Consider the following 24,448-nt stretch of genomic DNA (forward strand, 5'->3'; position numbering starts at 1 on the left):
ATCATCCTGGTTGAACTGCCGAGCTGTTCCGTCGAGCTTTGGGTAACTGCGCCTTAGGCGACCATTAACTGGTAAAGCTCTTGATCACTGGTGACCGCTCTTAACTGCTTACATAGCTGTTTATCTTTAAGTTTATCAGCAATTTTCGCTAAGGTCTTGAGATGTTGTTCACATTGATTGCCTGGTACGAGCAGTGCCACAAAGATATCTACTGGGCGGTTGTCGATGGCATCAAAATTGATCGCTTCACGGTTGGTAACAATAATGGCCACGGTTTGCTCTATGCCATCAAGACGACCATGAGGAATGGCAACCCCTTTCCCTATGCCTGTGCTGCCAAGCTTTTCACGGGCCAGGAGCGAATCCAGTATGGCTTGTTCGCTAAGGTGGGGGATATGCTGGTGCGCTACCTGAGAGAGGTATTCCAACATTCTTTTTTTGCTATTAAAAAGGACCGCAGCTTTGCTGCAGTCCTTGGAAAAAAGTAAATCTAAGCTCATTTTAATGACGAGACAATTTCTCTTTATGTTTGATTACCTGGCGGTCTAATTTATCAATTAAGCCATCGATCGCCGCATACATATCCTGGTGCTCTGCGGTGGCAAACAATTCGCCGCCGTTTACATGAAGTGTTGCTTCTGCTTTTTGTGTGAGTTTCTCAATATCAAGAATGACATGCACATTATTAATATGGTCAAAGTGACGCTCTAGTTTAGCAAATTTACTATTCACATAGTTGCGAAGAGAGTCTGTGATTTCTACATGACGACCGGTAAGATTTAATTGCATAAGCATTTTCCTTCTTGTCTAACGTCTATATCAAGCTTTTACGTTGATTTGACGGTGGAATGGCCAACGATTCACGATATTTTGCAATCGTTCGTCGAGCCACTTTGATTCCTTGCTCTGCTAGTATGTCGGCAATCTTGCTATCGCTTAACGGCTTGGCAGGATTTTCCGCGGCTACTAGCTTTTTGATCAATGCTCGAATCGCGGTGGATGAGCATTCACCTCCATTCTCGGTATTCACATGGCTGGAGAAAAAGTACTTTAACTCAAAGATCCCACGTGGCGTGTGCATGTATTTTTGTGTGGTAACGCGAGAGATTGTTGACTCATGCATTTCCACCATTTCTGCAACGTCATTGAGGACCATAGGTTTCATTGCTTCTTCGCCATGTTCAAAGAATGCCTGTTGTTGCTGAACAATGCAATTAGTTACTTTAAGTAAGGTGTCATTGCGTTGTTCCAGGCTCTTAATAAACCATTTTGCCTCTTGCAAGTGAGAGCGAATAAATTGGCTGTCACTTTGTGATTTGCAGTTGCGACCTAGAGATGCGTAGTGATCGTTCACACGTATCTTTGGCATGCTGTCGGGATTTAACTCCACCTTCCAGCGCCCCTTGACCTTCTTCACCGATACATCCGGGATCACATATTCCGACTCTTCACGCACTATGGTCGCGGCGGGCTTTGGATTCAGGCTGTGTATCAGTGTCATCACCTCTTTCAACTGCGCTTCTTTAAGCTTAGTCTTTTTCATTAAGGTGCGATAGTCACGGTTACCAAGCAAATCAATATAATTACAAACTACCTCTTTCGTCTCGTTAAGCCAAGGGGTTTGAGGTGAAAATTGATTGAGCTGGATCAACAAGCATTCTTGTAGTGAACGGGCGCCAATCCCAATGGGATCAAACATTTGGATGCGCTTTAGCACGGCTTCGATTTCGTCTAGCTCGATCTCTTCTTCCTGCTCATCATGGCTGATACTTTCGAGCAGTTCTTCGGTGCTAAGGGTAAGTAAGCCGTTGTCGTCGATGGCTTCGATAATTGCGGTGGCAATGGCTTCATCGGTGGCGCTAAAGGGCGTCAGTCGCAATTGCCACATCAGATAGTCGTGCAGGGTTTCCGTGGTCTCCCCCTGATAGATGGACTCATCATCTGGCATTGGGGCCGATGAAGCGACCGGGGCGGCGCTGATGTACTCGTCCCAGGATACGTCCATGGGCAGTTCGTCGCTGATCGAGTCATTATTTAGTGCGTCGGAACTTTCAACTTCGTCTTGATTGGTTGCGCTGTGTTCGCTTTGGCTGTCGCTGTCGGCCGCCGAGTTTTTATCGCGCGGCAGGTCGCTGTCGCCGTAATGCTCTTCTTCGATTTCGAGCAAGGGGTTCGCATCAAGTGCTTCTTGAATTTCTTGTTGGAGATCCAAAGTACTGAGCTGCAACAGGCGAATGGCCTGCTGCAATTGTGGGGTCATTGTTAATTGCTGGCCTAAGCGCAGCTGTAATGATTGCCTCATGTACTCTAACAATCCTTTTGTGATTAAAGCCTAAACTGCTCACCTAAATACACATCGCGTACGGTTTGGTCTGCTAATACCTGCTGGGGAGTTCCTGATGCGATCAATTCGCCATGGGAGACGATATAGGCAGTTTCACATACGTCTAATGTTTCGCGCACATTGTGGTCGGTGATAAGGACGCCGATGCCACGGTTGCGGAGGTGTTCAATGATTTTCTTTATATCTAGCACCGAAATGGGGTCAACACCAGCAAAAGGTTCGTCGAGCAGGATAAATTTCGGGTTAGCGGCCAAGGCGCGAGCAATTTCCACGCGTCGGCGTTCGCCGCCGGACAGGGCCATGCCTAATGAGTCGCGAATATGCTGGATGTTAAATTCGTCCAGCAAGCCTTCCAGCTCGCTTTCACGGGCGCTTTTATCAAGCTCCTTGCGCGTTTCCAAAATCGCCATCAGGTTTTGATAGACGGTCAATTTACGGAAAATCGACGACTCCTGTGGCAAATAGCCTATTCCCAAGCGAGCGCGCGAATGCATTGGCAGCAGGGTGATGTCCTGCTCGTCGATACTGATCATGCCCTTGTCGCTCGGCACCAGGCCCACAATCATGTAGAAGGTGGTGGTTTTACCGGCACCGTTAGGGCCAAGCAGACCGACTATGCTGCCGGCTTTGACTTCCAGACCCACGTCCTTGACCACTTCACGGCCCTTATAGCTTTTCGCCAGTTTGCGCGCCTTCAGCGTGGTCATGGTTGTTCCTTCTCTTTCTTTTCGTCGGTTTGTGGCGTTAGTGTGGTTCGCACTCGGGTGCTCGAATCTTTATCTTTTTCGGCACTGATTAGCTGCTTGTTTATATCATAGCTGATCGTCTCGGCAACGATCTGTTGGTCGGCCATTGCGATTTTGGCGGTACCCGAGATTTGCAGCATTTGCGTGGCCACGTCGTAGCGAATTTCCTTGGCAGAGGCGGTGATCTGGGTGCCATCGGCCATGGTTTCACTGTAAATAGCTGGATTGCCGGTGGCGATAAGCAGCTGCTTGTTATCACCTAGCTCCGGGCGACGGTGGGCCTCAAGGCGATCCGCCTTGATCTCTCGTTGACCATGAACAATGTGCACATTTTTATCAAAAATAGTGATGTTTTCTTTGATCAGCGCTTGTTGTTTATCGGCGTCGATCTGTACTTCCGTCACCGCGCTTGGTTGCTCTGCCCAGGCATTTACAGCGCCTAGTCCGAATCCCAAACCTATGATTAATGCTTTGAATTTACTGGTCATAATATACCGTTCGCGTATGTTTTATTAGTTCCACTATCTCTGTATTGATATCTGCTTTCAAGCCCTGACCGGTGATCAGTAGATCCGGTCCCCTGAGCTCAACACTTTGTTCCGATTCCATACGTTGGGCATCAATGTCTATTTGGATAGCTGCTGCTTGGACCTTTTCGATCATTGCCCCTGGTATTAAGTTGGTGGCGATGACGTTGTTTTCCAAGATCAAAATATTGTTATTGTAGAGCGTTGCCTCGTCGGCGGTGACACGCCAGCGTTCACCGTCGTTATACAGGGTAAACACAGGTTTTTTGAAGTGGGTAAAACCCAGTTCGTCGAAGAGCTCCATATGTTCAGCATATACGGTGTGGCTTAACGCGCCCTGATCGTTGTAGCTGCTTTGTCGCAGCCCGGTAGCAATGTAATCCGGGATGGCAATGGTGTCGCTGGTACTTTTTACCGTTTTTTCCGATTGCATATAATAGGGCGCCCACAGCCAGGCCATGAGCGCAATAAAAACGATGGATATCAGCACCCGCGCCATGTTCATGAGCTAGTGCCCTCGGTGCCCAGGCTACCGCCCTTGGCCAGTATCAGCAGGTCGGTGAGTTCGCGTACCGCACCAAAGCCGCCTGGCAGCATAGTGGTGTAATGGGCAACACGTTTCACCAAAGGGTGCGCGTCATTCACGGCCACGGCAAAACCCACCTTTTCCATTACCGGCAAATCCGGACCATCATCGCCGATATAAGCGACCTGTTCGTCATTCAGATTGAGGGTTTGCTTGAGTTCGGCGTAGGCGTCGAGTTTATGTTCACGGCCCTGATAGATATAAGGGACGCCCAGGCTTTCCATACGGGTTTGCACTATCTGAGACTGGCGTCCGGTGATCACCGCGACTTGGGTGCCGCTATTCAACAAGGCCTTAATGCCAAAGCCGTCTTTGGTGTTGAAGGCTTTGAGCTCTTCACCCTGATTGCCGAGATAGATGCGACCGTCGGAAAACACCCCGTCGATATCACAGATCAGTAACTTGACCGCTTGCGCTCGTTGCCAGGCATCCTGATCGATGGGCTGATACAAATCGGAAAATTGCATTAGATCACTCCCGCTCGTAGTAGGTCTTGCATATTCAGGGCGCCTACCGGGCGACGGGCCTGATCGATGACGATAAGGCCGTTGATACGCTTTTGCTCCATGATATTAAGCGCCTCGGCGGCCAGTATATTGGCGTTGGCCGTGGTGCAGTTCGGTGTCATCACCTCGAGCAGGGCGGTGTTATGAATGTCGATGCGTTGCTCCAGCACGCGGCGCAGGTCGCCATCGGTAAACAATCCAACCAGTTGTTGGTCGTCATTGATCACCGCGGTCATACCCAGACCTTTACTGGAAATTTCCAATAAGGCTTCTCTTATGCTTTGTGATTGGTGCGAGCGAGGCACGCTATCGCCGCTGTGCATCACGTCGTTGAGCGTCAGCAATAAACGTTTGCCTAGACTGCCGCCGGGATGAGACAGGGCAAAATCATCGGCGGTAAAGCCTTTGGCTTCGAGCAGGGCGACGGCGATGGCATCGCCCATGGCCAAGGTTGCCGTGGTACTAGCGGTAGGGGCCAGGCCCAAGGGACAGGCTTCCTGAGAAACGCCGATACAGATATGCAGATCCGCTAAAGTGGCCATACTGGACTGGGGATTGCCGGTCATTGCCACCAAGGCGGCGCCAATGCGTTTAATCACCGGGATAATACTGACAATTTCATGGGTCTCGCCGGAATTCGAGATCAACAAGACCACATCCTGTGCCGTGATCATGCCCAAATCGCCATGACTGGCCTCTCCCGGGTGCACAAAAAAGGCCGGGGTGCCGGTGCTGGCCAGGGTCGCGGCAATCTTGTTTCCTATATGACCGGATTTACCCATGCCGACAACGATAATGCGTCCGGCGCAGGCTTTCATCAGTTCACAGGCCTGAATAAACTGCTCGTCTAAATGCTGTAGCTGCTCTTTAAGACCAAGAACTTCGGTCTCTATCACCCGTTGGGCGGAAGCGATGTAGCTTTGTGTCATATACGCTTACTCTATGCTATCTGACTAAAAATATATCCTTGGTAGGCAAAAAATGCGACCAGCAACATGCCTCCTTCTAACCTGTTGATGCGTCGGGCACCACGAAAGTTCAAACTCATAGCGATTAACACTAGGGTCGCGGCGATCATTACCAGGGCGTCGCGGTTGGCCGCAGCAGGGTCAATGACCGCAGGGTTGAGAATACCGGCGATGGAAAGCACGGCAAGGATATTGAATAGGTTTGAACCGACGATATTACCCAGCGCCAGGTCGTCTTCGTTTTTCAACACCCCGGCCACGCAGGCGGCCAGTTCGGGCAAGCTGGTGCCAATGGCGATAATGGTGAGGCCGATTACCAGGTCACTCAGGCCAAAATATTGGGCAATTTCCACCGCCGATGAAACGATAAAATGGGAGCTGAGCGGCAGTAAGATTATGCCGACGACCAGCCATAGGGCGGCGTTTTTGGTGCTTACGCCTTTCGGGATTTCATCGCAGGCTTCGCTGACAAAGGGGTCTTCCTGAGCGTTTTTTTGCTGGCGTGAAATGACGATAAGAAAGGCGATAAAGGCGACAAAACCCACCAATAACAACCAACCTTCGAGCCCAGAAAAATAATTGTCGGTAAACATGTACCAAGCGACGAGGGACACCACCAACACCAGGGGCATTTCACGTTTAAGGGTCACCGAGGACACGGAAAGGGGTCGCAATAAGGCGGTAATACCCAGCACCAGGAGAATATTGGTAATGTTTGAGCCCACTGCATTGCCGACCGCAGTATCTGTTTTATCGGCCATCGCTGCCGATGCTGACACCATCATTTCCGGGGCCGATGAGCCCATGGCGACTACGGTTAAACCTATGATTAAAGCGGGTACGCCAAGGTTACGCGCCAAGGCCGCGGCGCCAAAGACAAAGCGGTCGGCACTCCAAACGAGGGCGACAAAACCGGCGACGAGAATGGCAAAAGAAGTGAGCATGAGTGCAAAGCCAATGAGTTAGAAAAAATACTGGCGCAAATAGTAACAAAAGCCGTTGTAATTGTGTAAAAAAACGCACGTAAATTGTCGCTATTACAGCTTTGTTGAATGATCTTACAAATTTTTACAGATTCTTTTTTCCCTCGGCGCAAAAAAACTTTAAAATGCCGGGTCACATGATAGAAAAATAGTGGGAGAGCGACTTGTCGCAACCAATCGTTGAAATCAAGGATGTTACCTTCAAACGCGCGGAGCGCGTTATCTATCAGAATATGAGCCTAAACATCCCCAAGGGGAAAATCACCGCCATCATGGGGCCCAGCGGCATAGGTAAAACCACCTTGCTGCGACTGATCGGCGGTCAGCTCAAGCCAAATAGTGGCGATATTCTCTTTCAAGGTCAAAGCATTCCCAGCATGAATCGTGCGGCTCTCTACAAGGCGCGCACAAAAATGAGTATGCTGTTCCAAAGTGGCGCCTTATTTACCGATATGTCGGTGTACGACAACATCGCTTTTCCGCTGCGCGAGCATACCCAACTAAGTGAAGAATTAATCCGTCTTATCGTCCTGATGAAGCTGCAAGCCGTGGGTTTGCGTGGTGCTAAAGACTTGATGCCGGCCGAGCTTTCGGGTGGTATGGCTCGTCGTGCCGCACTGGCGCGTGCCATCGCCCTGGACCCGGAATTTATCATGTACGACGAGCCCTTTGCCGGGCAAGACCCTATCTCCATGGGGGTCTTGGTGAAATTGATTAAGTCGCTCAATAACGTGCTGGGCCTGTCTTCTTTGATCGTAACCCATGATGTGCCCGAGGTGATGAGCATCGCCGATCACGTGATTATCATCGCCGAAAAAGGCGTGATCGGTGAGGGCAGTCCGGACGAGCTACGAAAGCATGAATCGCCCTTGGTACAACAGTTTTTACAGGGCTTGTCCGATGGCCCTGTGCCATTTCATTTTGATGCTCAGCCTTATGAGCAGGAGTTATTGTCATAATGTCAGCTTTGCTCGAATTTTGGCAGCGCCTGGGGCATAAAACGCTAAGCCGCTTCGCCTCCATGGGTCGCGCTACTTATATGCTGTTGGGCGCCTTGTTGAGTATGCCCAATTTTCGCAAGGGCACACCGCTGTTGATCCGCCAGCTTTACATGGTGGGTTTTTTATCCCTGATTATTATTGTTGTATCCGGTTTGTTTATCGGCATGGTGCTGGCGCTACAGGGCCATAACGTGCTGGTCGATTATGGTGCCGAGGACAGTTTGGGGCCGCTAGTGGCACTGAGCTTACTGCGTGAATTGGGTCCTGTGGTAACGGCCTTATTATTTGCCGGGCGCGCAGGCAGCGCGCTGACCGCAGAAATTGGCTTAATGAAGGCCACCGAACAGCTTACCAGTTTGGAAATGATGGCAGTGGACCCATTAAAGCGGATTATTGCGCCGCGCTTTTGGGCAGGCATGATCAGCATGCCCGCGCTGGCACTCATCTTCTCTGCGGTGGCCATCCTTGGCGCGCACCTGGTCGGCGTTGATTGGCTTGGTGTTGACCGCGGTAGTTTCTGGTCAATCATGCAAGCCCAGGTTTCGTTTGAGAAAGACATACTCAACGGCATCATTAAAAGCTGTGTATTTGCCTTGTTGGTTACCTGGATAGCCTTGTACAAGGGTTATGACTGCGTACCTACTTCGGAAGGGATCAGCAAAGCGACAACGGAAACCGTTGTCCATTCTTCACTGGCCGTGCTTGGCTTCGATTTTATTTTGACCGCCGTGATGTTTGGCGGCTAAAGGATTAACACCATGAATTCGAGAAAAATTGAAATTTTGGTCGGCTTATTTGTCTCTCTGGGCGTTGCCGCGTTGGTTATGTTGGCACTGAAAGTGGCCAATGCAGGTCTAACCGGCAGTAATGGCACTTATTCATTGCAGGCTAAGTTTGAAAATATAGGATCACTAAAAACCCGTGCACCGATCAAGGTGGGTGGGGTAGTCATTGGCCGTGTTGAAACAATCCAGGTACATCCGAGTGAGTTTGTACCCGTGGTCTATATGGCCATAGACAAAGCCTATGAATGTAAGTTCTCTGATGCCACTTCGGTATCGATTCTTACATCGGGAATTTTAGGTGAGCAATATTTGGGTCTTAACCCGGTGATTGCCAGCAATCAGGCGCAACAAACCTGTTTGGGTAATGCCGTGGCTGAGTCCCAACAAGATGATGAGTTATCGATTGATGCCATCTTTGGAGTGCAGTCAAAAGCGTTAAAGGACGGCGATATGATCACCGATACCAAGTCGGCCTTGGTATTGGAAGAACTAATCGGCCAATTTCTATTCAATCAAGGTAGCGAGTAGTAGTTATGGATAAGGTTTTTAGTTTCTTAGCAGGGTTGTTTTTACTGCTTGCGCCCCAGGTGCAGGCGATGGAAATCGATTTAAGCGACCCTTATATCATGGTGCGCCAGGTTGCGGATAAAACCTTTAAGCGTATTGAGCATGACCAAAGCAAGATTGCCGCCGATAAAGAATACCTTAAGGTGATCGTGGAGGAAGAGCTGCTTCCTTACATCGACTATAAGTATGCTTCTTACCGTGTGTTGGCAAGCTATATCCAAAAAGCCCGTAATATCGAAGATCCGCAAGAGAAAAAGCAGGCCATCGAAAATATTAAGCGCTTTATGGACGTGTTCAGGGATTACCTGGTGACCACCTATGCCGGTGTGTTTACTCAATACACCAACCAAACCGTGGAATTCGATACGGCTAAGGAGTTTGGCGACAATTCGGTGGTGGTGGTGAAAACCACGATTAAAGACCCAGGTAAGCCAGACATTGATATTGGCTTCAAAGTGCGTAAGGATAATAGCAATCAATGGCGCGCTTATGACATGATAGCCGAAGGCATTAGCTTGCTTGATGCTAAACAAAGTGAGCTACATGGCATTTTGCGTCAGGAAGGCATTGAACATGTCATTGATTTACTAGAGAAGAAAAGTAAACTGCCAGTTCAGTTTCGTGGTGAAGGTGGCGATGAGTAGCCTGACCTTATCACAACAAAGTGATGACCAATTTACACTCAGCGGTGAATTAACCCGTTATAGTGTTGCCGATAAAACCTTGGTACAGCAACTGCTCACCAGTAGCAGTGCAACGGTGGCACTGGATTTAAACGACGTGAGTCACGTTGATACCGCTGGGTTGGCCTGGTTGTTAGACAGCTTGTCGCAACTTCATAAGCAAGGTAAAGAGTTGCGATTGCAGCATATCCCTGAACAATTGCAAAAGTTGATGCAGTTGGGTCAGGTCGACAATATATTTGAGTGAGAGTAATGCAAAGCAGTCAAGTTGAAGCTTTATTGAAAGAAGAGCTAGGGCTCGAAGAAGTAATCGTTAAAGTTGAAGGTACCCACTATCAGGTGATTGCCGTGGGTGACTGCTTTGACGGGTTAACCCCGGTCAAAAAACAGCAGTTAGTGTATAAGCCGCTGATGGAACAAATCTCAGACGGTACCATCCACGCTGTTTCTATTCGTGCCTTTACGCCGGATCAATGGCAGCGCGAACGCAAATTTATCCTACCGCAATAACGGGCTTAGCAATGGACCATTTTATTATTCAAGGTGGCACGCCGTTAAGCGGTGAGGTGACCATTTCCGGGGCGAAGAATGCCGCCCTGCCGATTCTTTTTGCGGCCCTGTTAGCGGACTCCAAAAGCTGTTTTAGCAATGTCCCTAAATTACGCGATATCAATACCACCGAAGCCCTGCTTAAAGAGCTGGGTGCCGAGGTGTATTGGCAAGACGATAATCTGATTGTCGACGGTGGCACTGTTGACAACATCTTGGCGCCGTATGAACTGGTAAAACAGATGCGAGCTTCGGTATTGGCGCTAGGCCCCTTATTGGCCCGTTTTGGCAAAGCTCAAGTGTCTTTGCCCGGCGGTTGTGCCATCGGTGCCCGCCCCGTCGATATCCATATTCAAGGCATGCGCCGCATGGGTGCGCAGATTGAGGTGGAAAATGGCTATATTCACGCCCAGGTAGACGGTCGCCTAAAAGGGGCGGAAATCTTTATGGACACCGTGAGCGTTGGAGCTACGGAAAACCTGCTGATGGCGGCAACTCTGGCGGAAGGTAAAACGGTATTGGAAAATGCCGCCCGAGAACCCGAAATCAGTGATCTGGCAAAATACCTTAACAACATGGGTGCTAAGATCAGCGGTGCCGGCACCAGCCGCATCGAGATTGAAGGGGTTGAGCGTCTAGGCGGTTGTGAACATGCCATCTTGCCCGATCGCATCGAAACCGGCACCTTCTTGGTGGCTGCGGCCATGGCTAAAGGCGATATCCTGTGTAAGAACACGGATTACATGAGCCTAGAGCCGGTCATTGAAAAGTTACGCGAAGCCAATGCTCATATAGAGGTCACAGAGAATACAATTTATCTGGATATGCGCGATCGCGAATTGAAAGCGGTAAACATTAAAACCTTGCCGCATCCGGGTTTCCCGACCGATATGCAGGCCCAGTTCACCGCTTTGAACGTGGTTGCTAAGGGCAGCGCTACCATCACGGAAACTATCTTTGAAAACCGCTTTATGCATGTGCCTGAGTTACAGCGTATGGGCGCTGACATTCGTCTTGAGGGCAATACCGCTATTTGTGGCGATACCCCTAAGTTGAGTGGTGCACGGGTGATGGCCACGGATCTACGCGCCTCGGCCAGTTTGATCCTGACCGGCATCATTGCCGAAGGGGAAACCCGAGTCGACCGCATCTATCACGTTGATAGAGGCTATGAGCATATCGAAGACAAGCTTACTGCGTTAGGCGCCAACATCAAGCGCGTAAGCGAGTAACAGTAAGACAATAAAAAAAGCTGCCAGATGGCAGCTTTTTTTATATCAATAGCATTAGATGCGTGGCTATTACATGCGCGTTTCGAGCTCGGCCACGGTAACCGTAAGCTTATGTAGCTCGCCATCACGGTAGAGCTCAACCTCAAGCTCGGTGCCCGGGTTGGTATTGGCGATACGCTCCAGGCTTTGCTGGATATTACTGACCGAGTGACCGCCCATACGAATCACGATATCGTCTTCCTGTATACCCGCCTGCCAAGCTGGCCCTAAGGGGTCGAGCTTATTAATGCGCATACCGGCGATGGCCATTTTATTATTGGTAACGTCGCGCCCTTGTTTATCGACGGCGGTCACATCCATGCCCATATAACCGCGCACCACGCGGCCATAGCGGATCAGCTTGTCCATTACATCCTTGGCCAAGGAATAGGGCACCGCAAAAAAGATACCTTGAATATCCAGGTTACTGCGGGTCTTAAACTGGGCCGAGGTAATACCGACCAGATCGCCATGGGAGTTAACCAAGGCGCCGCCGGAGTTGCCGACATTAATGGCGGCGTCCATCTGCAAGAGACTGGAGTGCGAGCTGTCGGTGAGGCGTTGCTTACCCGTGGCACTGATGATGCCCTGGGTAATGGTCTGCCCTAGGTTTAGTGGATTACCTATGGCCAGGACCACATCGCCTACCTGGGGTGAAAAGGCTTCATCGATGGGAATGGTGGGCAGGTTTTGTGCTTTTATTTTTAATAAGGCCAGATCGGTGACGGTATCGAAACCCACCAGTTGTACATCACTAAAGTGGCGGCCATCGCTTAGCATCACCATGATCACATCGGCGCTGTTGATAACGTGATAGTTGGTAAGAATATAGCCATCGGTGCTCATCAATACACCAGAACCAATTTCCGACACCGTGCTTTGCTGTTGCATATAGCGTGGCTGGGTGGAAATACGTTCGGAATACACAGTGACCACGGCGGGAGCCGCGCGCTTTACGGCGGTGGCATAGCTCATATGCGAGCCGCTAAAGCCGTCGCTTGCCAACAGCGGCAGTAGGGCATCCCGTAGCGAGGGGGTAGCCAACACCATAATAAAGGCGAGCCCCAAACCGCTTAGCAGCGGCACGAGCACAAATCTGATTTGTTTTAGCACGTAATTAATAATTATTATTAGTTAGTTGAATTAACAATGATGGCACAGAAGTAACAACAGCGGCAAGGGCGCCGCTGTTGAATTGTGATATGTAGAGACCGTACTTATTGTATTGGTGCGAAGAAGGTGCTGTTACCGCGCCGCACCACGAGGACGATATTGCCGCGGATCTCGGCAATGGTACTGCTTAACTCGCGCACCGTTTCCACGCGCTGACGATTCACCTGGGTGATGACATCCCCTTCCTCTAAGCCGATACGGGCGGCTACCGAGCGGGGGTCGACGCTGTTGACTATCACGCCTTTAACGCCGTTACGTTTGCCGGACTCGAGCTCGGCACCGGCCAGGGCCGGGTGCACTTCCGCCGCTTCTTTGGCAATATCACCGGCGGCGGCCAGGGTGACCTCCACCTCGATTTCATCGCCATCACGATAGAGGCCGATTTCCACTTCTTTACCTTCACCCAGGGTTGCAATCTTGCCCTGTAACTCCTGGAAGCTGCGAATATCATTGCCGTTTACGCTGATGATCACGTCGCCGGCCTTAATGCCTGCTTTTTCTGCTGCCGAGTCTTCGACCACGCGTTCCACCATGGCACCGCGCTTCACATCCAGGTCCAGTGCTTCGGCGTAACCGGCATCCAGCGTGCGTCCGGAGATCCCCAGTGAGCCACGGCGTACCTGGCCAAACTCAATAATTTGATCGACCAGATTTTTCATCATGTTCGAGGGAATGGCAAAGCCGATGCCCACGTTGCCGCCTGAGGCACCGAGGATGGCGGTGTTGATGCCGATCAGCTCACCCTTAAGGTTCACCAGGGCACCACCTGAGTTACCCTGGTTGATGGCGGCATCGGTTTGAATAAAGTCTTCGTACCCTTCGATATTAAGACCACTGCGGCCCAGGGCGCTGACGATACCCGAGGTGACCGTATGGCTCAAACCAAATGGGTTACCTATGGCCACGGAGAAGTCGCCGACGCGTAATTTGTCTGAGTCGGCCAGTTTAATTTCGGTCAGGTCTTTGCCCTCAATTTGCAAGAGGGCAATATCCGACTCCTTATCGGCCCCGATCAATTTGGCGGCAAACTCGCGACCATCTTCTAAGGTCACCAGCATTTCTTCGGCATCGTCAATAACATGGTTGTTGGTGACGATATAACCGTCGTCGGCATCGATAATTACGCCCGAGCCTAAGCCACTAAAGGGGCGCTTTTGTGAGCGGGGCTGCGGGCGGCCGAAGAAAAAGTCGAATGGGTCGACACGACCACGAACTTCCTTGGAGCCGGAGACACGAATACTGACAACACCCGGTGTGACACGCTCCAGCATGGGTGCTAGGGTGGGGAGTTGTTGGCCATCAACGGCGACGGGTAATTTTGCCTCGGCAAGACCGGGCTGCATAAAGAGGGTGGCCGATAAAATTGCGGCGCTAAGAACGGATAACTTCATTTTCATAGTATAGACAAACTCCAAAAGAGAGGGCTGCGGGGCAGCCCGGTACCTATAAAGCTATTTTCTATACTGACTATGGGGACGCTGATTTAGTTCCTCAAGGGTAGAACGACTGCTTAATTATCAAGCAGATTGTCTTTGTTCAGTGTCTTTTTTCTCGCCTCGAAACAGTCCGGATTCACCGGCGGCATAGTCGGTTGGTTGACTGTCGTGAACTATGTTGCTTGAATGGCGCTCGGGGCGTTGACTCAAGGACGCCTGCAACTGCTCCGTGGTTTCTTTGGAGAAAAACGGCTGACTATCATCCAGGTCTTTTTTGCTCAGCAATAAATGATCGCTTTGCTGTACATGGTGAGCTAACTGCTCATAGTTGTCTTTAAGCTTATTGATCAGTTTGTTGGTGCTGTCTAGGTGATCGGCAACATCCTGGCGATATTGCTCCAGCTCACTTTGTGCTTTTTCAGCTTGTTGTTCCAATTCTTCCTGTTTAAAGCGTTTTTTTGTAAACCAGCCGCCAACAAAGAAGCTGCCTGCGGCGATAATGATTACCACCCCTATCCAAGTGATTGTGGACATAGATTTCCCCTTATGAAAACTTTCCTAGCCAAATATACGCTTTGTTATGAGCCGTGTTAAGATAGCGCGAAAATTTACCTCTTTGTACGCCGTTACTATCATGACACCTTGGCAAAAATACCAACAAGACTTACAGCGTGACGACTTTCTCTATGATGCCGCTCAGGAAAATGCCGTAAGGCACCTGCAAAGGCTGTTCGATGATATGGTCGCGCAACCGTCAAAGCCGGCCGGTTTATTCGCAAGACTCTTCTCCAAGGATAGCACGAAGACCATTAAAGGGCTTTATTTTTGGGGTGGCGTTGGCCGTGGTAAGACCTACCTGGTAGATACCTTTTATGAAGCCTTGCCCACGGAACGCAAAATGCGCGTGCACTTTCACCGCTTTATGCACAGGGTTCATCATGAATTAAACAATTACAAGAGGTTAAGAATCCTCTTTTGGTGGTGGCCGATAAGCTTAAAAGCGAAACGGATATCATTTGTTTTGATGAATTTTTCGTCCAGGATATTACCGATGCCATGCTTTTGGGGGGCTTAATGGAGGCCTTATTCGAACGCGGTATCATCTTGGTGGCGACATCGAATATTGTCCCCGACGACTTGTATAAAAACGGTCTACAACGAGCGCGTTTCCTGCCCGCCATTGAGTTGGTAAAAGCCAATACCGAGGTGGTAAACGTTGATTCTGGGGTCGATTACCGTTTGCGTACCCTGGAACAGGCGGAGATTTTTCACAGCCCCTTGGACGAACAGGCGGATAAAAACCTCTTTGCTTATTTTGAGCAGCTGTCGCCGGAACCCGGACGCGCCGATGAAGAAATCGAAATCGAAGGGCGGATGATACGCACCCGCATGGTCAGTGACTGTATCGTGATGTTTGATTTTGAACAGTTGTGCGAGAGCGCACGTTCACAAGTCGATTACATGGAGATCTCGCGCTTGTATAACACGGTGCTATTGGCTAATGTGAAGCAGATGGGCCAGCATAATGACGATGCGGCGCGCCGCTTTATCGCCCTGGTCGATGAATTTTATGAGCGCAACGTCACCTTGATCATCTCCGCAGAGGCGCCCATCGAGCAGCTATACAGCGATGGGCGACTGAACTTTGAGTTCAAACGTTGCATTAGCCGCTTGCAGGAAATGCAGTCGCACGAATACCTAAAACGCCCTCATTTGGCCTGATCTCGGCGGCGTGTTATGTCGCCGCTACCTTTCGCCTAGAAAGCGCACAAAAAAACAGCGAAGCAGTGGTAATCCTTAAGGTGCTCTGGTATACTCCCGCGCCTACCACTTGCCGTTCTACCTCGGTATGTTTAGCCACTACTGAGGGTTAAGTCTTAAACTCGAAGGGGTTGAAGCACATTTAATAGAGCAGCAGAAAGATTTCTGCTTGTGGTTTTATAATTGTAAACATTGGATTTTTATAAATGAAAACGTTTGTTGCTAAGCCAGAATCAGTAAAACGTGACTGGTACGTAGTTGACGCTGAAGGTAAAACTTTAGGTCGTATCGCTACTGAGATCGCTCGTCGCCTGCGCGGTAAGCATAAAGCTGAGTATACTCCTCACGTCGATACTGGTGATTACATCATCGTTATCAACGCGGAAAAAGTAACCGTAACTGGTAACAAGACTCAAGACAAAATGTACTACGCACACACTGGCTTCCCAGGTGGCCTTAAGTCTATCAACTTCGAGAAACTTCAAGCTAAAAAGCCTGAAATGATCATCGAAAAAGCTGTTAAAGGCATGCTTCCACGCGGTCCTCTTGGCCGTGCAATGTACCGTAAGCTTAAAGTTTACGCAGGTACCGAGCATAACCACGCTGCACAACAGCCTCAGGTTCTAGACATTTAAGGAGCACTAACTCATGGCAAATCAATACTACGGTACAGGTCGTCGTAAAAGTTCAAGTGCTCGCGTTTTCTTACGCCCAGGCACTGGCAACATCGTAATCAATCAACGTTCTATCGAAGAATATTTCGGTCGTGAAACTTCTCGCATGGTTGTTCGTCAGCCTCTAGAGCTAGTTGAAATGATTGAAAAGTTTGACCTTTACATCACTGTTGAAGGTGGTGGTACTACTGGTCAAGCTGGTGCTATCCGTCACGGTATCACTCGTGCGCTTATGGAGTTCGATGAGTCACTTCGTCCTACTCTACGTAAAGCTGGCTTTGTTACTCGCGACGCTCGTAAAGTTGAGCGTAAGAAAGTGGGTCTTAAGAAAGCACGTAAGAAAACACAGTTCTCGAAGCGTTAATTTATTACGTATCCAGAATTACAAAACCCGGCTTTGCCTTTGGCAAACCGGGTTTTTTATTGCCTGTGGTAGGCTAAGGGACAACTTCATTCGCGTCCCCCGCGAATATTTCATAAATTCCCCGATTTAATGCAAATCTAGCCGATAATCTTGAGAAAATTTTGCTACAATTGCCGGGCAAATAAACTAATGAAGTGATTTTAAACTACTTTGCTGACTGGACCTTGATCTTTATCAGCGTCGGTGGCGAGTGTTTGCGATAACATAAACGGCACTGCTTGATAATCGAATACGCTTTTTAACCCTGACTCAGTCGCTGAGTGGGTGCTTATTCGACTGTGAAACAGTGAATAACCTTGTTTTAATCAAGGCTTTTATTTATGATCGCTTCTATTTTGTAACTTCAAAAATTAACCTGCTGTAACTGATGTTCTCAATATAGCAAGTGTTGAGAATCATAGTGGAGATAAGTGGATGAGCAATGCGCCTGTAGACAACAGCCGACGCCGCTTTTTGACCATTGCTACCTCTGTTGTAGGTGGTGTGGGTGCGGTTGGAGCTGCTGTTCCTTTTATTGCGTCTTGGAACCCTAGTGAAAGAGCTAAATCTGCGGGTGCCCCCGTAGAAGTGGATATTTCTAAGCTAGAGCCAGGACAACTAATCCGTGTTGAATGGCGAGGAAAACCTGTTTGGGTTATCTCGCGTACGCCGGAAATGCTAGAACAACTAAAAGCACACGAAGACAAACTTCGTGATCCTCAGTCTGTAGAACCGCAACAGCCTGAGTTTGCTAAGAACGAATTCCGTTCCATCAAAGAAACTATCTTTGTGGCAGTGGGTATTTGTACTCACCTGGGTTGTTCTCCTAGCTTCCTACAAGGTGGCTTTGGTGAGAAAGTGGAAGGCACAGACGATGGTTTCTTCTGTCCATGTCATGGTTCTAAATTTGATATGGCCGGTCGTGTATTCCAGTCGGTTCCAGCTCCGCTAAACCTAGAGATCCCTCCTTATTACTTCATTGATGACACTACTATTCTAGTTGGTGGTGAGAAAGGCGAAGGGGCAGCATAATGTTTGGCAATATTATCAACTGGATTGATGAACGTATTCCCATGACGCGCGTCTGGAATATGCACATCGCACAATATCCCGCACCGAAAAACTTTAACTTCTGGTACTTCTTTGGCTCGCTAGCCATGCTAGTACTAGTAAACCAGATCGTTACTGGTATCTGGCTAACCATGAACTTCGTTCCTTCAGCCGAAGGTGCGTTTGCTTCCGTTGAATACATCATGCGTGACGTAGAATACGGTTGGTTGCTGCGTTATCTCCACTCTACTGGCGCCTCGGCGTTCTTCGTAGTGGTTTATTTGCACATGTTCCGTGGCATGATCTACGGTTCATACCAGAAGCCGCGTGAGTTACTGTGGCTATTCGGTATGTTTATCTTCCTTGCACTAATGGCCGAAGCCTTCATGGGTTATCTGCTTCCTTGGGGTCAGATGTCATTCTGGGGTGCACAGGTAATTATCTCACTATTTGGTGCGATTCCGGTGATCGGTGATGACCTAACACTGTGGATCCGTGGTGACTACGTAATCTCGGGTGCGACGCTTAACCGCTTCTTCGCCCTACACGTAATCGCGCTACCACTTGTACTTGTTATCCTAGTGTTCTTACACATTGTTGCGCTGCACGAAGTGGGTTCAAACAACCCAGACGGTGTTGAAATCAAGCGTAAGAAAGGTACGGTTGCCGAAGAAGACAAGCCTAAATTCAAGTTCCACGAATATTACACCAACAAGAAAGACATTGTTGATGCGATTCCTTTCCACCCGTATTACACGGTGAAAGATATCGTTGGTGTGGTTGGCTTCTTAATCCTGTTTTGTTACGTGGTGTTCTTCGCGCCGGCGATGGGTGGTTTCTTCCTTGAAGCGCCTAACTTCGAAGCGGCTAACCCACTGAAGACGCCTGAGCACATCTTCCCGGTTTGGTACTTCACGCCTTTCTATGCGATTCTGCGTGCGATTCCAGACAAGCTGATGGGTGTAATCGCCATGGGTGCGTCAATTGTAGTGCTAGCGCTTCTACCTTGGATTGACCGTGGTAAGGTTCGCTCTATTCGCTACCGTTGTGGTTTCCACAAGCTGAACATCGCTCAGTTCGTTGTAACCTTCGTTATCCTTGGTTGGGTAGGTGCTACGCCACAAACTGACTTCAAAACGATTTTGTCGCAGATTTGTACAGTTACTTACTTTATGTTCTTCGTGCTACTGTTCTTCTACTCTAAGAACGAGAAGACTAAGCCATTGCCAGAGAGGTTGACGAAGTGATGAAAAAACTAGTTATCGGTTTATTCGCATTGCTGCCAACACTATCAATGGCAGCGGGTCCTGCGATGCCTTTGCAAGAAGCAAACATCGACCTAACGGACCAAGCATCATTACAACGCGGTGCTAAGCTATTTATGAACTACTGCCTTGGTTGTCACCAGATGCAGTACCAGCGTTATGAGCGTACTTTCCGCGATATCGGTATTCCTACCGATATCGGCCAGGAATCGCTTATTTTCGATGGTTCGAAAGTAGGTAGCCATATCAAGAACGCGATGGATAAAGATGACGCAGCCAAATGGTTTGGTGCTGCGCCACCGGATTTAACACTGATTTCACGTGTTAAATCACCTGACTACATCTACACGTACTTAAAGTCGTTCTATAAAGATGAGTCACGTCCATTTGGCGTAAACAACATCGTGTTCCCTTCAGTAGGTATGCCACACGTTCTGCAAGAGCTTCAGGGCCTACCAACGCCGGTTGTTGAAGAAGTAGAAGAACATGGTAAAACAGTAACGAAAGTGGTTGCGACCGAAACCGATGGTAGCGGTGAAATGAGCGTTGACGAGTACGACCAAGCTGCTCGTGACCTTGCTAATTTCATGGCCTACGTCGGTGAGCCTTCGCGATTAGATTCAGAGTCATTAGGTATCAAGGTAATTGGTTTCCTAATCATCCTCTTTATCTTTGCTTTCTTACTGAAGAAAGAATACTGGCGTGATGTTCATTAATTAGAATAATCAACCAGTTAACTCAATAGGGGCGCATGCCCCTATTGCCGTTTAAAGTCATTGCTGTGAATTTAGCCAGGCTAGGCACAAAGATGACGCAAAAAGTATGTTGTACTTTGTGATTTTTTAATGGAGGTAGGCATGGCCGTTGCTGCCAATAAACGCCCTGTAATGACGCTGTTTTCCGGCGCGAATTGTATGTACAGCCATCAAGTTCGTATTGTTTTGGCTGAAAAAGGGGTGAGCGTGGATATCCATTTGGCGGAGAAAGATAACCTGCCAGAAGCATTACACGAAATTAACCCATACGGTACAGTTCCTACTTTGATCGATCGTGAGCTAGGTCTATACCAGGCTAACATCATCATGGAATATTTGGATGAGCGCTTCCCGCACCCTCCATTAATGCCTGTATACCCTGTTATGCGTGGCCGTAGCCGCTTAATGATGCACCGCATTGAAACCGACTGGTATTCGCTAGCCGCGAAGATCATGGCCGGTGGTAGCGATGCCGAGCAAGCGCGCAAAGAGTTGACCGAAGCATTATTAGCGGTAGCACCTATTTTCAATGAAGCACCATACTTTATGAGCGAAGAGTTCAGTCTAGTAGACTGCTACCTGGCGCCACTATTATGGCGTTTACCTGAGCTGGGTATTGAGCTCGGTGGTGCCGGCAGTAAAGAGCTGAAAGAGTACATGATTCGCTTGTTCGAGCGTGAATCGTTCCAAGCATCATTGACTGAAGCAGAACGTGAGATTCGTCTCTAATGACACCTAACAGACCTTATCTGCTACGTGCCTTTTACGATTGGATAGTCGACAACCAGTGCACACCGCACCTGGTTGTTGATGCCGAGTTCGCTCAGGTGCAAGTGCCGACCCAATTTGTTCAAGATGGGCAAATTGTGTTGAACATTAGCCCGAGCGCCGTAACGCAATTTTCCATGGATAACCGAGCCTTGACCTTCAACGCTCGCTTTGGTGGTCAGCCCATGCAGGTCTATGTGCCCATGGGAGCAGTGTTGGCCATCTATGCCCGTGAAAATGGCGAAGGCACCGTATTTACTCAAGAAGAGTTATACGAGGAGCAGGATCGTTCTGATGAGGCAGTACAATCAACTGCCGAGTCTGAGCCGCAGCAACCGCAGGCCGGGCTCGAGGCAATTGACAATCCAAACCCACACGCAAGCCGTGATAACAGTCAGGAAGACGGCAAAGGCAAAAAAGCGAATCACTTAAAAGTGATTAAGTAGCCTGATCATCAGCGGCAAAAATAACGATCCATGGTCAGCCCGGCACACCGCCTAAGACTATGGATTGCTATTTAACTGACCGACCGCCCACTGTGATTATTTGCAGTATTATGCTTGAAAACAGGCATAAATTACTGAGATAATCTCCCCCTTGAATTTTGGGGCCAGTCGCGAGGCGGGGTTTTATTTCAAATTTTAGAGTTCGTTTGTACTAAAAGATATGGCTGAGAAACGTAATATATTTCTAGTGGGTCCTATGGGGGCCGGAAAGAGCACAATTGGTCGCCACATTGCAGACCAACTACACCTTGAGTTTTATGACTCGGATAACGAAATTGAGCGCCGTACCGGTGCCGACATCGCGTGGGTGTTTGATATCGAAGGCGAAGACGGTTTCCGTCGTCGCGAAGAAGCGGTGATCACAGATCTAACCGAGCTTCAGGGTATCGTATTAGCAACAGGTGGTGGCTCAGTAGTCAGTAAAGAAGTACGCAACAAACTGTCTGCACGCGGTATCGTGGTATACCTTGAGACCCCAATTGAAAAACAAGTCGCTCGTACCCAGCGTGATAAACGACGCCCGCTACTGCAAACAGAAGAAGCGCCGCAACACGTGCTGGAGCGTCTAGCCGAAGAGCGTAATCCGCTATATCAAGAAATCGCCGACTTTGTTGTGCGTACCGATGAGCAGAGCGCGAAAGTCGTGGCTAACCAAATCATCGAGAAGCTTAACTTCTAAATATCCAAGGAGAATTGCGCATGCTGGAACTCAATGTTGAACTCGGTGAGCGCAGTTATCCCATCTTTATTGGTAACGAGTTAATGTGCGACGGTGTGCGCTTGCAGCAATATGTGGGCGAACGTCGCGCAGTTATCGTTACCAATGAAACCATTGCCCCTTTATACCTCGACACCCTGATTGCCAGCCTGGCAGATAATGATCCTCTTGTGTTCGTAATGCCCGACGGTGAGCAATACAAAACATTGGAGTGGTTTGAGCGTATTAATGCCTTTTTACTTGAGCATAATTGTGGTCGCGACACCACTTTAGTCGCCCTGGGCGGCGGGGTGATTGGCGATCTTACCGGTTTTGTGGCCGCTTGTTATCAACGTGGCGTGCCTTTTGTGCAAATCCCCACAACCTTGTTATCCCAGGTTGATTCATCCGTGGGCGGAAAAACCGCTGTTAATCACCCGCTGGGCAAGAATATGATCGGCGCCTTCTATCAGCCGCAGGCGGTGTTTATCGATACCGCTGCGCTGGCAAGTTTACCTGCCAAAGAATTCGCCGCCGGTATGGCCGAGGTCATTAAATACGGCTTGATCCACGATCTCGAGTTGTTCGAGTTGCTTGAGCGCAATGTCGAAGAAATCAAAGCGCTGGATGCACAGCTCTTACCTCGGGTGCTCCAACGTTGTTGTGCCATTAAGGCGGAGATAGTGGCGGCAGACGAAAAGGAAGCCGGGCTAAGGGCCTTGCTTAATTTAGGCCACACCTTTGGGCATGCCATTGAGGCACAAATGGGTTATGGCGCCTGGCTTCATGGTGAAGCGGTCGCGGTCGGCATGGTGTTGGCGGCGAAGTTGGCGCACAGCCGTGGCAAGCTCATTGAAGGCGAACTTAAGCGCATTATTGCTCTGCTGCAAGCTTATGATTTGCCAGTGCAAATACCCGATGATATGACCCCTGCGCAGTTTATTACTCATATGCGCAAGGACAAGAAAAACAAAGCTGGTCGTATCCGCTTTATTCTTCCAAGTCAGTTCGGACGTTGTGAGCTGGTCGACGATGTCAGCGACGCCGAGCTAGAGACCTTGCTCGTCCACTAATGCAATCGCCAATTCTGCCATCACGGGCGGCGCTGGCGAAGCGCATCGCCTTACAGTTCAGCTATGGACAAAACCTTATTCACCTGGTGGGCGGCAGTGGCTTAGGAAAAAGCTACCTGCTGGAACATTTCGTTACCGACCACTATGAGTCCTTCTATAAGGCGTATATTCAAGTTACCGCACACAGCAGCGATGACCAGCTGCAAACCCAAGTGCTAGAGCATAGCTTTGCGTCGCCGTTGATCGATTTGGCGTTGCCACTGCGCGAGAACTTTTTGCGTCTGCTCGAGGAGCAGGGCGAGCGGCCGCTTTTATGGGTGTTTGATAACGCCAAACAGCTGTCGGAAGAGTTTATCGCCGAGTTGCACTATCTGGCGCGCTCGGCACCGGGAACCCTCTATATTCTCTGTGCGTCATCGCAAGCTGGGTTGCTCAGCGAGGCCATAGATATCCACTTGGAGCCTTTATCCGGGCATGAGAGCGAGCGCCTGTTAGGTTACTTTTATGGGCAGTTACCCCGTCCAGAAGACCCTGTTTTTGCAGAGTTTTTGCGTCAATGTAGTGGCAACCCAGCGTTATTATTGCAATGGCAAAATGAGCAGCAAATGCCAACGCAGACGCCGAAAACCTCCCTATGGTGGTGGCTGGCTCCGGCGATAGGTGTGGTGCTGATACTGGCCCTTGGGCTTGGCTATCGTTATTGGCCCAGTGCCGCAAGCGAGGGGGAGCAGCCCGCTGAGGTATTGGCCGACAGCAGGGTTTCCACTGCGGTCCTTGCTTCTACGCCATTGCCCCACACAGTGTCAGCCGACCTGGCAGAGCCCGAATTGGAAGCGCCGGTAGAAGTTGATGAGCCACCCAGCGATAAACACAGTACCGAGTCCACGAATGCGGCCGCCGTACTCCTGGCCTTAGAGAGCCCAGAGGCACTTAACACGCCGAAGAGCGAAGACCTGGATGCAGAACCTCAGGCGACAGAGACAGAGCTGCCATTCGATCATCAATGGTATCTAGCTCAGGACGAACAGCTTTGGGTGTGGCAGTTGACCATTATGTCGCAACCGCAACAAATCGAGGCCTATATTCGCCAGCACCAGCTTATAGATGAGGTGCACCATTATTATCGCGCCGATAAAGGCTGGCATATTGTTACCTGGGCACAGGCTGTACCCAAAGAACAGCTTGATCAGCAGTTAAGGGCGATACGCGCAAAAATTGATGGCGCACAGCCTTACGGCAAACAAATAGCAAAGATAAAAGCGGAGATAAACTCGCCACAAGCCCCAGAATTGCGGTAGAATTTGGCGTTGACCCAGGCGTATGTGATAACACATGAGGAAACGCATATGCTATCACTGGGAGTAAGATAAT

29 protein-coding genes and 1 pseudogene are annotated in these 24,448 nt (G+C 49.5%); 18 read left to right on the forward strand and 12 right to left on the reverse strand.

What is annotated here, in order from left to right:
- Window positions 1-53: 53 nt before the first annotated feature.
- The 9 genes from ptsN to C2M36_RS03030 are packed head-to-tail and all read right to left on the reverse strand — an operon-like array spanning window position 54 to window position 6,621.
- Complete coding sequence (gene ptsN / locus C2M36_RS02990) at window positions 54-500, reverse strand: PTS IIA-like nitrogen regulatory protein PtsN (protein ID WP_105253637.1); 447 nt, start codon at window positions 498-500, stop codon at window positions 54-56.
- A 1-nt stretch (window position 501) separates the two neighbouring features.
- The gene (gene hpf, locus C2M36_RS02995) at window positions 502-789 is read right to left on the reverse strand and encodes a ribosome hibernation promoting factor (protein WP_022945550.1); all 288 of its coding nucleotides are present in this window, start codon (window positions 787-789) and stop codon (window positions 502-504) included.
- A gap of 25 nt (window positions 790-814) precedes the next feature.
- The gene (locus tag C2M36_RS03000; protein ID WP_105253638.1) at window positions 815-2,302 is read right to left on the reverse strand and encodes an RNA polymerase factor sigma-54; all 1,488 of its coding nucleotides are present in this window, start codon (window positions 2,300-2,302) and stop codon (window positions 815-817) included.
- Between the two features lie 23 nt (window positions 2,303-2,325).
- Complete coding sequence (gene lptB, locus C2M36_RS03005) at window positions 2,326-3,051, reverse strand: LPS export ABC transporter ATP-binding protein (RefSeq protein ID WP_105253639.1); 726 nt, start codon at window positions 3,049-3,051, stop codon at window positions 2,326-2,328.
- On the reverse strand, window positions 3,048-3,578 hold the full coding sequence (lptA, locus tag C2M36_RS03010) for a lipopolysaccharide transport periplasmic protein LptA (protein WP_105253640.1): 531 nt from the start codon (window positions 3,576-3,578) through the stop codon (window positions 3,048-3,050). Before lptA ends, lptB begins: the two co-directional genes overlap by 4 nt.
- Window positions 3,568-4,122 (reverse strand): LPS export ABC transporter periplasmic protein LptC, encoded by a 555-nt coding sequence (gene lptC / locus C2M36_RS03015; protein WP_105253641.1) that lies wholly within the window; start codon window positions 4,120-4,122, stop codon window positions 3,568-3,570. Before lptC ends, lptA begins: the two co-directional genes overlap by 11 nt.
- Entirely contained in the window at window positions 4,119-4,670 is a 552-nt protein-coding gene (kdsC, locus tag C2M36_RS03020; protein ID WP_105253642.1) for a 3-deoxy-manno-octulosonate-8-phosphatase KdsC, read from the reverse strand. The genes lptC and kdsC overlap by 4 nt, the downstream gene beginning before the upstream one ends.
- The gene (locus C2M36_RS03025) at window positions 4,670-5,638 is read right to left on the reverse strand and encodes a KpsF/GutQ family sugar-phosphate isomerase (RefSeq protein ID WP_105253643.1); all 969 of its coding nucleotides are present in this window, start codon (window positions 5,636-5,638) and stop codon (window positions 4,670-4,672) included. The genes kdsC and C2M36_RS03025 overlap by 1 nt, the downstream gene beginning before the upstream one ends.
- Window positions 5,639-5,649: 11 nt before the next feature.
- Window positions 5,650-6,621: a calcium/sodium antiporter gene (locus C2M36_RS03030; RefSeq protein ID WP_105253644.1), complete on the reverse strand. Its 972-nt coding sequence runs from the start codon at window positions 6,619-6,621 to the stop codon at window positions 5,650-5,652.
- 203 nt (window positions 6,622-6,824) lie between these two features.
- Here C2M36_RS03030 and C2M36_RS03035 point away from each other — a divergent pair, with 203 nt between their 5' ends.
- Genes C2M36_RS03035 through murA form a run of 7 tightly spaced genes read left to right on the forward strand, consistent with a single transcriptional unit; the run spans window position 6,825 to window position 11,477 of the window.
- Window positions 6,825-7,619 carry an ATP-binding cassette domain-containing protein gene (locus C2M36_RS03035; RefSeq protein ID WP_105253645.1) on the forward strand — a complete coding sequence of 265 codons (795 nt, stop codon included), beginning with the start codon at window positions 6,825-6,827 and terminating at the stop codon, window positions 7,617-7,619.
- Complete coding sequence (mlaE, locus tag C2M36_RS03040) at window positions 7,619-8,407, forward strand: lipid asymmetry maintenance ABC transporter permease subunit MlaE (protein ID WP_442792636.1); 789 nt, start codon at window positions 7,619-7,621, stop codon at window positions 8,405-8,407. The genes C2M36_RS03035 and mlaE overlap by 1 nt, the downstream gene beginning before the upstream one ends.
- 12 nt (window positions 8,408-8,419) lie before the next feature.
- Window positions 8,420-8,974: an outer membrane lipid asymmetry maintenance protein MlaD gene (gene mlaD, locus C2M36_RS03045; RefSeq protein WP_105253646.1), complete on the forward strand. Its 555-nt coding sequence runs from the start codon at window positions 8,420-8,422 to the stop codon at window positions 8,972-8,974.
- Between the two features lie 5 nt (window positions 8,975-8,979).
- Window positions 8,980-9,657 carry an MlaC/ttg2D family ABC transporter substrate-binding protein gene (locus C2M36_RS03050; RefSeq protein ID WP_105253647.1) on the forward strand — a complete coding sequence of 226 codons (678 nt, stop codon included), beginning with the start codon at window positions 8,980-8,982 and terminating at the stop codon, window positions 9,655-9,657.
- Window positions 9,650-9,943, forward strand: a complete 294-nt coding sequence (locus tag C2M36_RS03055; protein WP_105253648.1) for an STAS domain-containing protein — start codon at window positions 9,650-9,652, stop codon at window positions 9,941-9,943. Before C2M36_RS03050 ends, C2M36_RS03055 begins: the two co-directional genes overlap by 8 nt.
- 5 nt (window positions 9,944-9,948) lie before the next feature.
- Window positions 9,949-10,206, forward strand: a complete 258-nt coding sequence (locus tag C2M36_RS03060) for a BolA family protein (RefSeq protein WP_105253649.1) — start codon at window positions 9,949-9,951, stop codon at window positions 10,204-10,206.
- Between the two features lie 11 nt (window positions 10,207-10,217).
- Entirely contained in the window at window positions 10,218-11,477 is a 1,260-nt protein-coding gene (gene murA / locus C2M36_RS03065) for a UDP-N-acetylglucosamine 1-carboxyvinyltransferase (RefSeq protein ID WP_105253650.1), read from the forward strand.
- Window positions 11,478-11,546: 69 nt separating this feature from the next.
- Here murA and C2M36_RS03070 read toward each other — a convergent pair whose 3' ends face one another.
- From C2M36_RS03070 to C2M36_RS03080, 3 genes are all read right to left on the reverse strand, one after another.
- Window positions 11,547-12,629: a trypsin-like peptidase domain-containing protein gene (locus C2M36_RS03070; protein ID WP_105253651.1), complete on the reverse strand. Its 1,083-nt coding sequence runs from the start codon at window positions 12,627-12,629 to the stop codon at window positions 11,547-11,549.
- A gap of 104 nt (window positions 12,630-12,733) precedes the next feature.
- Window positions 12,734-14,086 carry a DegQ family serine endoprotease gene (locus C2M36_RS03075; protein WP_105253652.1) on the reverse strand — a complete coding sequence of 451 codons (1,353 nt, stop codon included), beginning with the start codon at window positions 14,084-14,086 and terminating at the stop codon, window positions 12,734-12,736.
- 120 nt (window positions 14,087-14,206) lie between these two features.
- Window positions 14,207-14,659, reverse strand: coding sequence for a YhcB family protein (locus C2M36_RS03080; protein WP_105253653.1), 453 nt, complete (start codon window positions 14,657-14,659; stop codon window positions 14,207-14,209).
- A gap of 100 nt (window positions 14,660-14,759) precedes the next feature.
- Between C2M36_RS03080 and zapE the strand changes: the two are divergent.
- The 11 genes and pseudogenes from zapE (at window position 14,760) to C2M36_RS03135 (ending at window position 24,375) form a co-directional block, all read left to right on the forward strand.
- Window positions 14,760-15,847: pseudogene (gene zapE / locus C2M36_RS03085) on the forward strand (cell division protein ZapE).
- Window positions 15,848-16,092: 245 nt separating this feature from the next.
- On the forward strand, window positions 16,093-16,521 hold the full coding sequence (rplM, locus tag C2M36_RS03090) for a 50S ribosomal protein L13 (protein ID WP_105187995.1): 429 nt from the start codon (window positions 16,093-16,095) through the stop codon (window positions 16,519-16,521).
- 13 nt (window positions 16,522-16,534) lie between these two features.
- Window positions 16,535-16,924 (forward strand): 30S ribosomal protein S9, encoded by a 390-nt coding sequence (gene rpsI, locus C2M36_RS03095; protein ID WP_105187994.1) that lies wholly within the window; start codon window positions 16,535-16,537, stop codon window positions 16,922-16,924.
- A 474-nt stretch (window positions 16,925-17,398) separates the two neighbouring features.
- A complete protein-coding gene (gene petA / locus C2M36_RS03100; protein ID WP_105253654.1) occupies window positions 17,399-17,995 on the forward strand; it encodes a ubiquinol-cytochrome c reductase iron-sulfur subunit in 597 nt (198 codons plus the stop codon).
- Window positions 17,995-19,260: a cytochrome b gene (locus C2M36_RS03105; protein ID WP_105187992.1), complete on the forward strand. Its 1,266-nt coding sequence runs from the start codon at window positions 17,995-17,997 to the stop codon at window positions 19,258-19,260. Before petA ends, C2M36_RS03105 begins: the two co-directional genes overlap by 1 nt.
- Complete coding sequence (locus C2M36_RS03110; protein WP_105253655.1) at window positions 19,257-19,994, forward strand: cytochrome c1; 738 nt, start codon at window positions 19,257-19,259, stop codon at window positions 19,992-19,994. The genes C2M36_RS03105 and C2M36_RS03110 overlap by 4 nt, the downstream gene beginning before the upstream one ends.
- A gap of 141 nt (window positions 19,995-20,135) precedes the next feature.
- Window positions 20,136-20,762 carry a stringent starvation protein SspA gene (sspA, locus tag C2M36_RS03115; protein WP_105253656.1) on the forward strand — a complete coding sequence of 209 codons (627 nt, stop codon included), beginning with the start codon at window positions 20,136-20,138 and terminating at the stop codon, window positions 20,760-20,762.
- A complete protein-coding gene (locus C2M36_RS03120) occupies window positions 20,762-21,247 on the forward strand; it encodes a ClpXP protease specificity-enhancing factor (RefSeq protein ID WP_105253657.1) in 486 nt (161 codons plus the stop codon). Before sspA ends, C2M36_RS03120 begins: the two co-directional genes overlap by 1 nt.
- Before the next feature lie 220 nt (window positions 21,248-21,467).
- A complete protein-coding gene (gene aroK / locus C2M36_RS03125; RefSeq protein WP_105187988.1) occupies window positions 21,468-21,986 on the forward strand; it encodes a shikimate kinase AroK in 519 nt (172 codons plus the stop codon).
- A 20-nt stretch (window positions 21,987-22,006) separates the two neighbouring features.
- The gene (aroB, locus tag C2M36_RS03130) at window positions 22,007-23,077 is read left to right on the forward strand and encodes a 3-dehydroquinate synthase (RefSeq protein WP_105253658.1); all 1,071 of its coding nucleotides are present in this window, start codon (window positions 22,007-22,009) and stop codon (window positions 23,075-23,077) included.
- Window positions 23,077-24,375 (forward strand): AAA family ATPase, encoded by a 1,299-nt coding sequence (locus tag C2M36_RS03135; RefSeq protein ID WP_105253659.1) that lies wholly within the window; start codon window positions 23,077-23,079, stop codon window positions 24,373-24,375. Before aroB ends, C2M36_RS03135 begins: the two co-directional genes overlap by 1 nt.
- Window positions 24,376-24,448: the final 73 nt, after the last annotated feature.

The organism is Pseudoalteromonas sp. T1lg75, assembly GCF_002964705.1.
Lineage (GTDB): Bacteria > Pseudomonadota > Gammaproteobacteria > Enterobacterales > Alteromonadaceae > Pseudoalteromonas.

Bases quoted from the DNA above. Each gene is read 5' to 3' on its own strand.
- ptsN (WP_105253637.1), bottom strand. From the start codon at position 500: ATGAGCTTAGATTTACTTTTTTCCAAGGACTGCAGCAAAGCTGCGGTC.
- hpf (WP_022945550.1), bottom strand. From the start codon at position 789: ATGCAATTAAATCTTACCGGTCGTCATGTAGAAATCACAGACTCTCTT.
- C2M36_RS03000 (WP_105253638.1), bottom strand. From the start codon at position 2,302: ATGAGGCAATCATTACAGCTGCGCTTAGGCCAGCAATTAACAATGACC.
- lptB (WP_105253639.1), bottom strand. From the start codon at position 3,051: ATGACCACGCTGAAGGCGCGCAAACTGGCGAAAAGCTATAAGGGCCGT.
- lptA (WP_105253640.1), bottom strand. From the start codon at position 3,578: ATGACCAGTAAATTCAAAGCATTAATCATAGGTTTGGGATTCGGACTA.
- lptC (WP_105253641.1), bottom strand. From the start codon at position 4,122: ATGAACATGGCGCGGGTGCTGATATCCATCGTTTTTATTGCGCTCATG.
- kdsC (WP_105253642.1), bottom strand. From the start codon at position 4,670: ATGCAATTTTCCGATTTGTATCAGCCCATCGATCAGGATGCCTGGCAA.
- C2M36_RS03025 (WP_105253643.1), bottom strand. From the start codon at position 5,638: ATGACACAAAGCTACATCGCTTCCGCCCAACGGGTGATAGAGACCGAA.
- C2M36_RS03030 (WP_105253644.1), bottom strand. From the start codon at position 6,621: ATGCTCACTTCTTTTGCCATTCTCGTCGCCGGTTTTGTCGCCCTCGTT.
- mlaE (WP_442792636.1), top strand. From the start codon at position 7,619: ATGTCAGCTTTGCTCGAATTTTGGCAGCGCCTGGGGCATAAAACGCTA.
- mlaD (WP_105253646.1), top strand. From the start codon at position 8,420: ATGAATTCGAGAAAAATTGAAATTTTGGTCGGCTTATTTGTCTCTCTG.
- C2M36_RS03050 (WP_105253647.1), top strand. From the start codon at position 8,980: ATGGATAAGGTTTTTAGTTTCTTAGCAGGGTTGTTTTTACTGCTTGCG.
- C2M36_RS03055 (WP_105253648.1), top strand. From the start codon at position 9,650: ATGAGTAGCCTGACCTTATCACAACAAAGTGATGACCAATTTACACTC.
- C2M36_RS03060 (WP_105253649.1), top strand. From the start codon at position 9,949: ATGCAAAGCAGTCAAGTTGAAGCTTTATTGAAAGAAGAGCTAGGGCTC.
- murA (WP_105253650.1), top strand. From the start codon at position 10,218: ATGGACCATTTTATTATTCAAGGTGGCACGCCGTTAAGCGGTGAGGTG.
- C2M36_RS03075 (WP_105253652.1), bottom strand. From the start codon at position 14,086: ATGAAAATGAAGTTATCCGTTCTTAGCGCCGCAATTTTATCGGCCACC.
- C2M36_RS03080 (WP_105253653.1), bottom strand. From the start codon at position 14,659: ATGTCCACAATCACTTGGATAGGGGTGGTAATCATTATCGCCGCAGGC.
- rplM (WP_105187995.1), top strand. From the start codon at position 16,093: ATGAAAACGTTTGTTGCTAAGCCAGAATCAGTAAAACGTGACTGGTAC.
- rpsI (WP_105187994.1), top strand. From the start codon at position 16,535: ATGGCAAATCAATACTACGGTACAGGTCGTCGTAAAAGTTCAAGTGCT.
- petA (WP_105253654.1), top strand. From the start codon at position 17,399: ATGAGCAATGCGCCTGTAGACAACAGCCGACGCCGCTTTTTGACCATT.
- C2M36_RS03105 (WP_105187992.1), top strand. From the start codon at position 17,995: ATGTTTGGCAATATTATCAACTGGATTGATGAACGTATTCCCATGACG.
- sspA (WP_105253656.1), top strand. From the start codon at position 20,136: ATGGCCGTTGCTGCCAATAAACGCCCTGTAATGACGCTGTTTTCCGGC.
- C2M36_RS03120 (WP_105253657.1), top strand. From the start codon at position 20,762: ATGACACCTAACAGACCTTATCTGCTACGTGCCTTTTACGATTGGATA.
- aroK (WP_105187988.1), top strand. From the start codon at position 21,468: ATGGCTGAGAAACGTAATATATTTCTAGTGGGTCCTATGGGGGCCGGA.
- aroB (WP_105253658.1), top strand. From the start codon at position 22,007: ATGCTGGAACTCAATGTTGAACTCGGTGAGCGCAGTTATCCCATCTTT.
- C2M36_RS03135 (WP_105253659.1), top strand. From the start codon at position 23,077: ATGCAATCGCCAATTCTGCCATCACGGGCGGCGCTGGCGAAGCGCATC.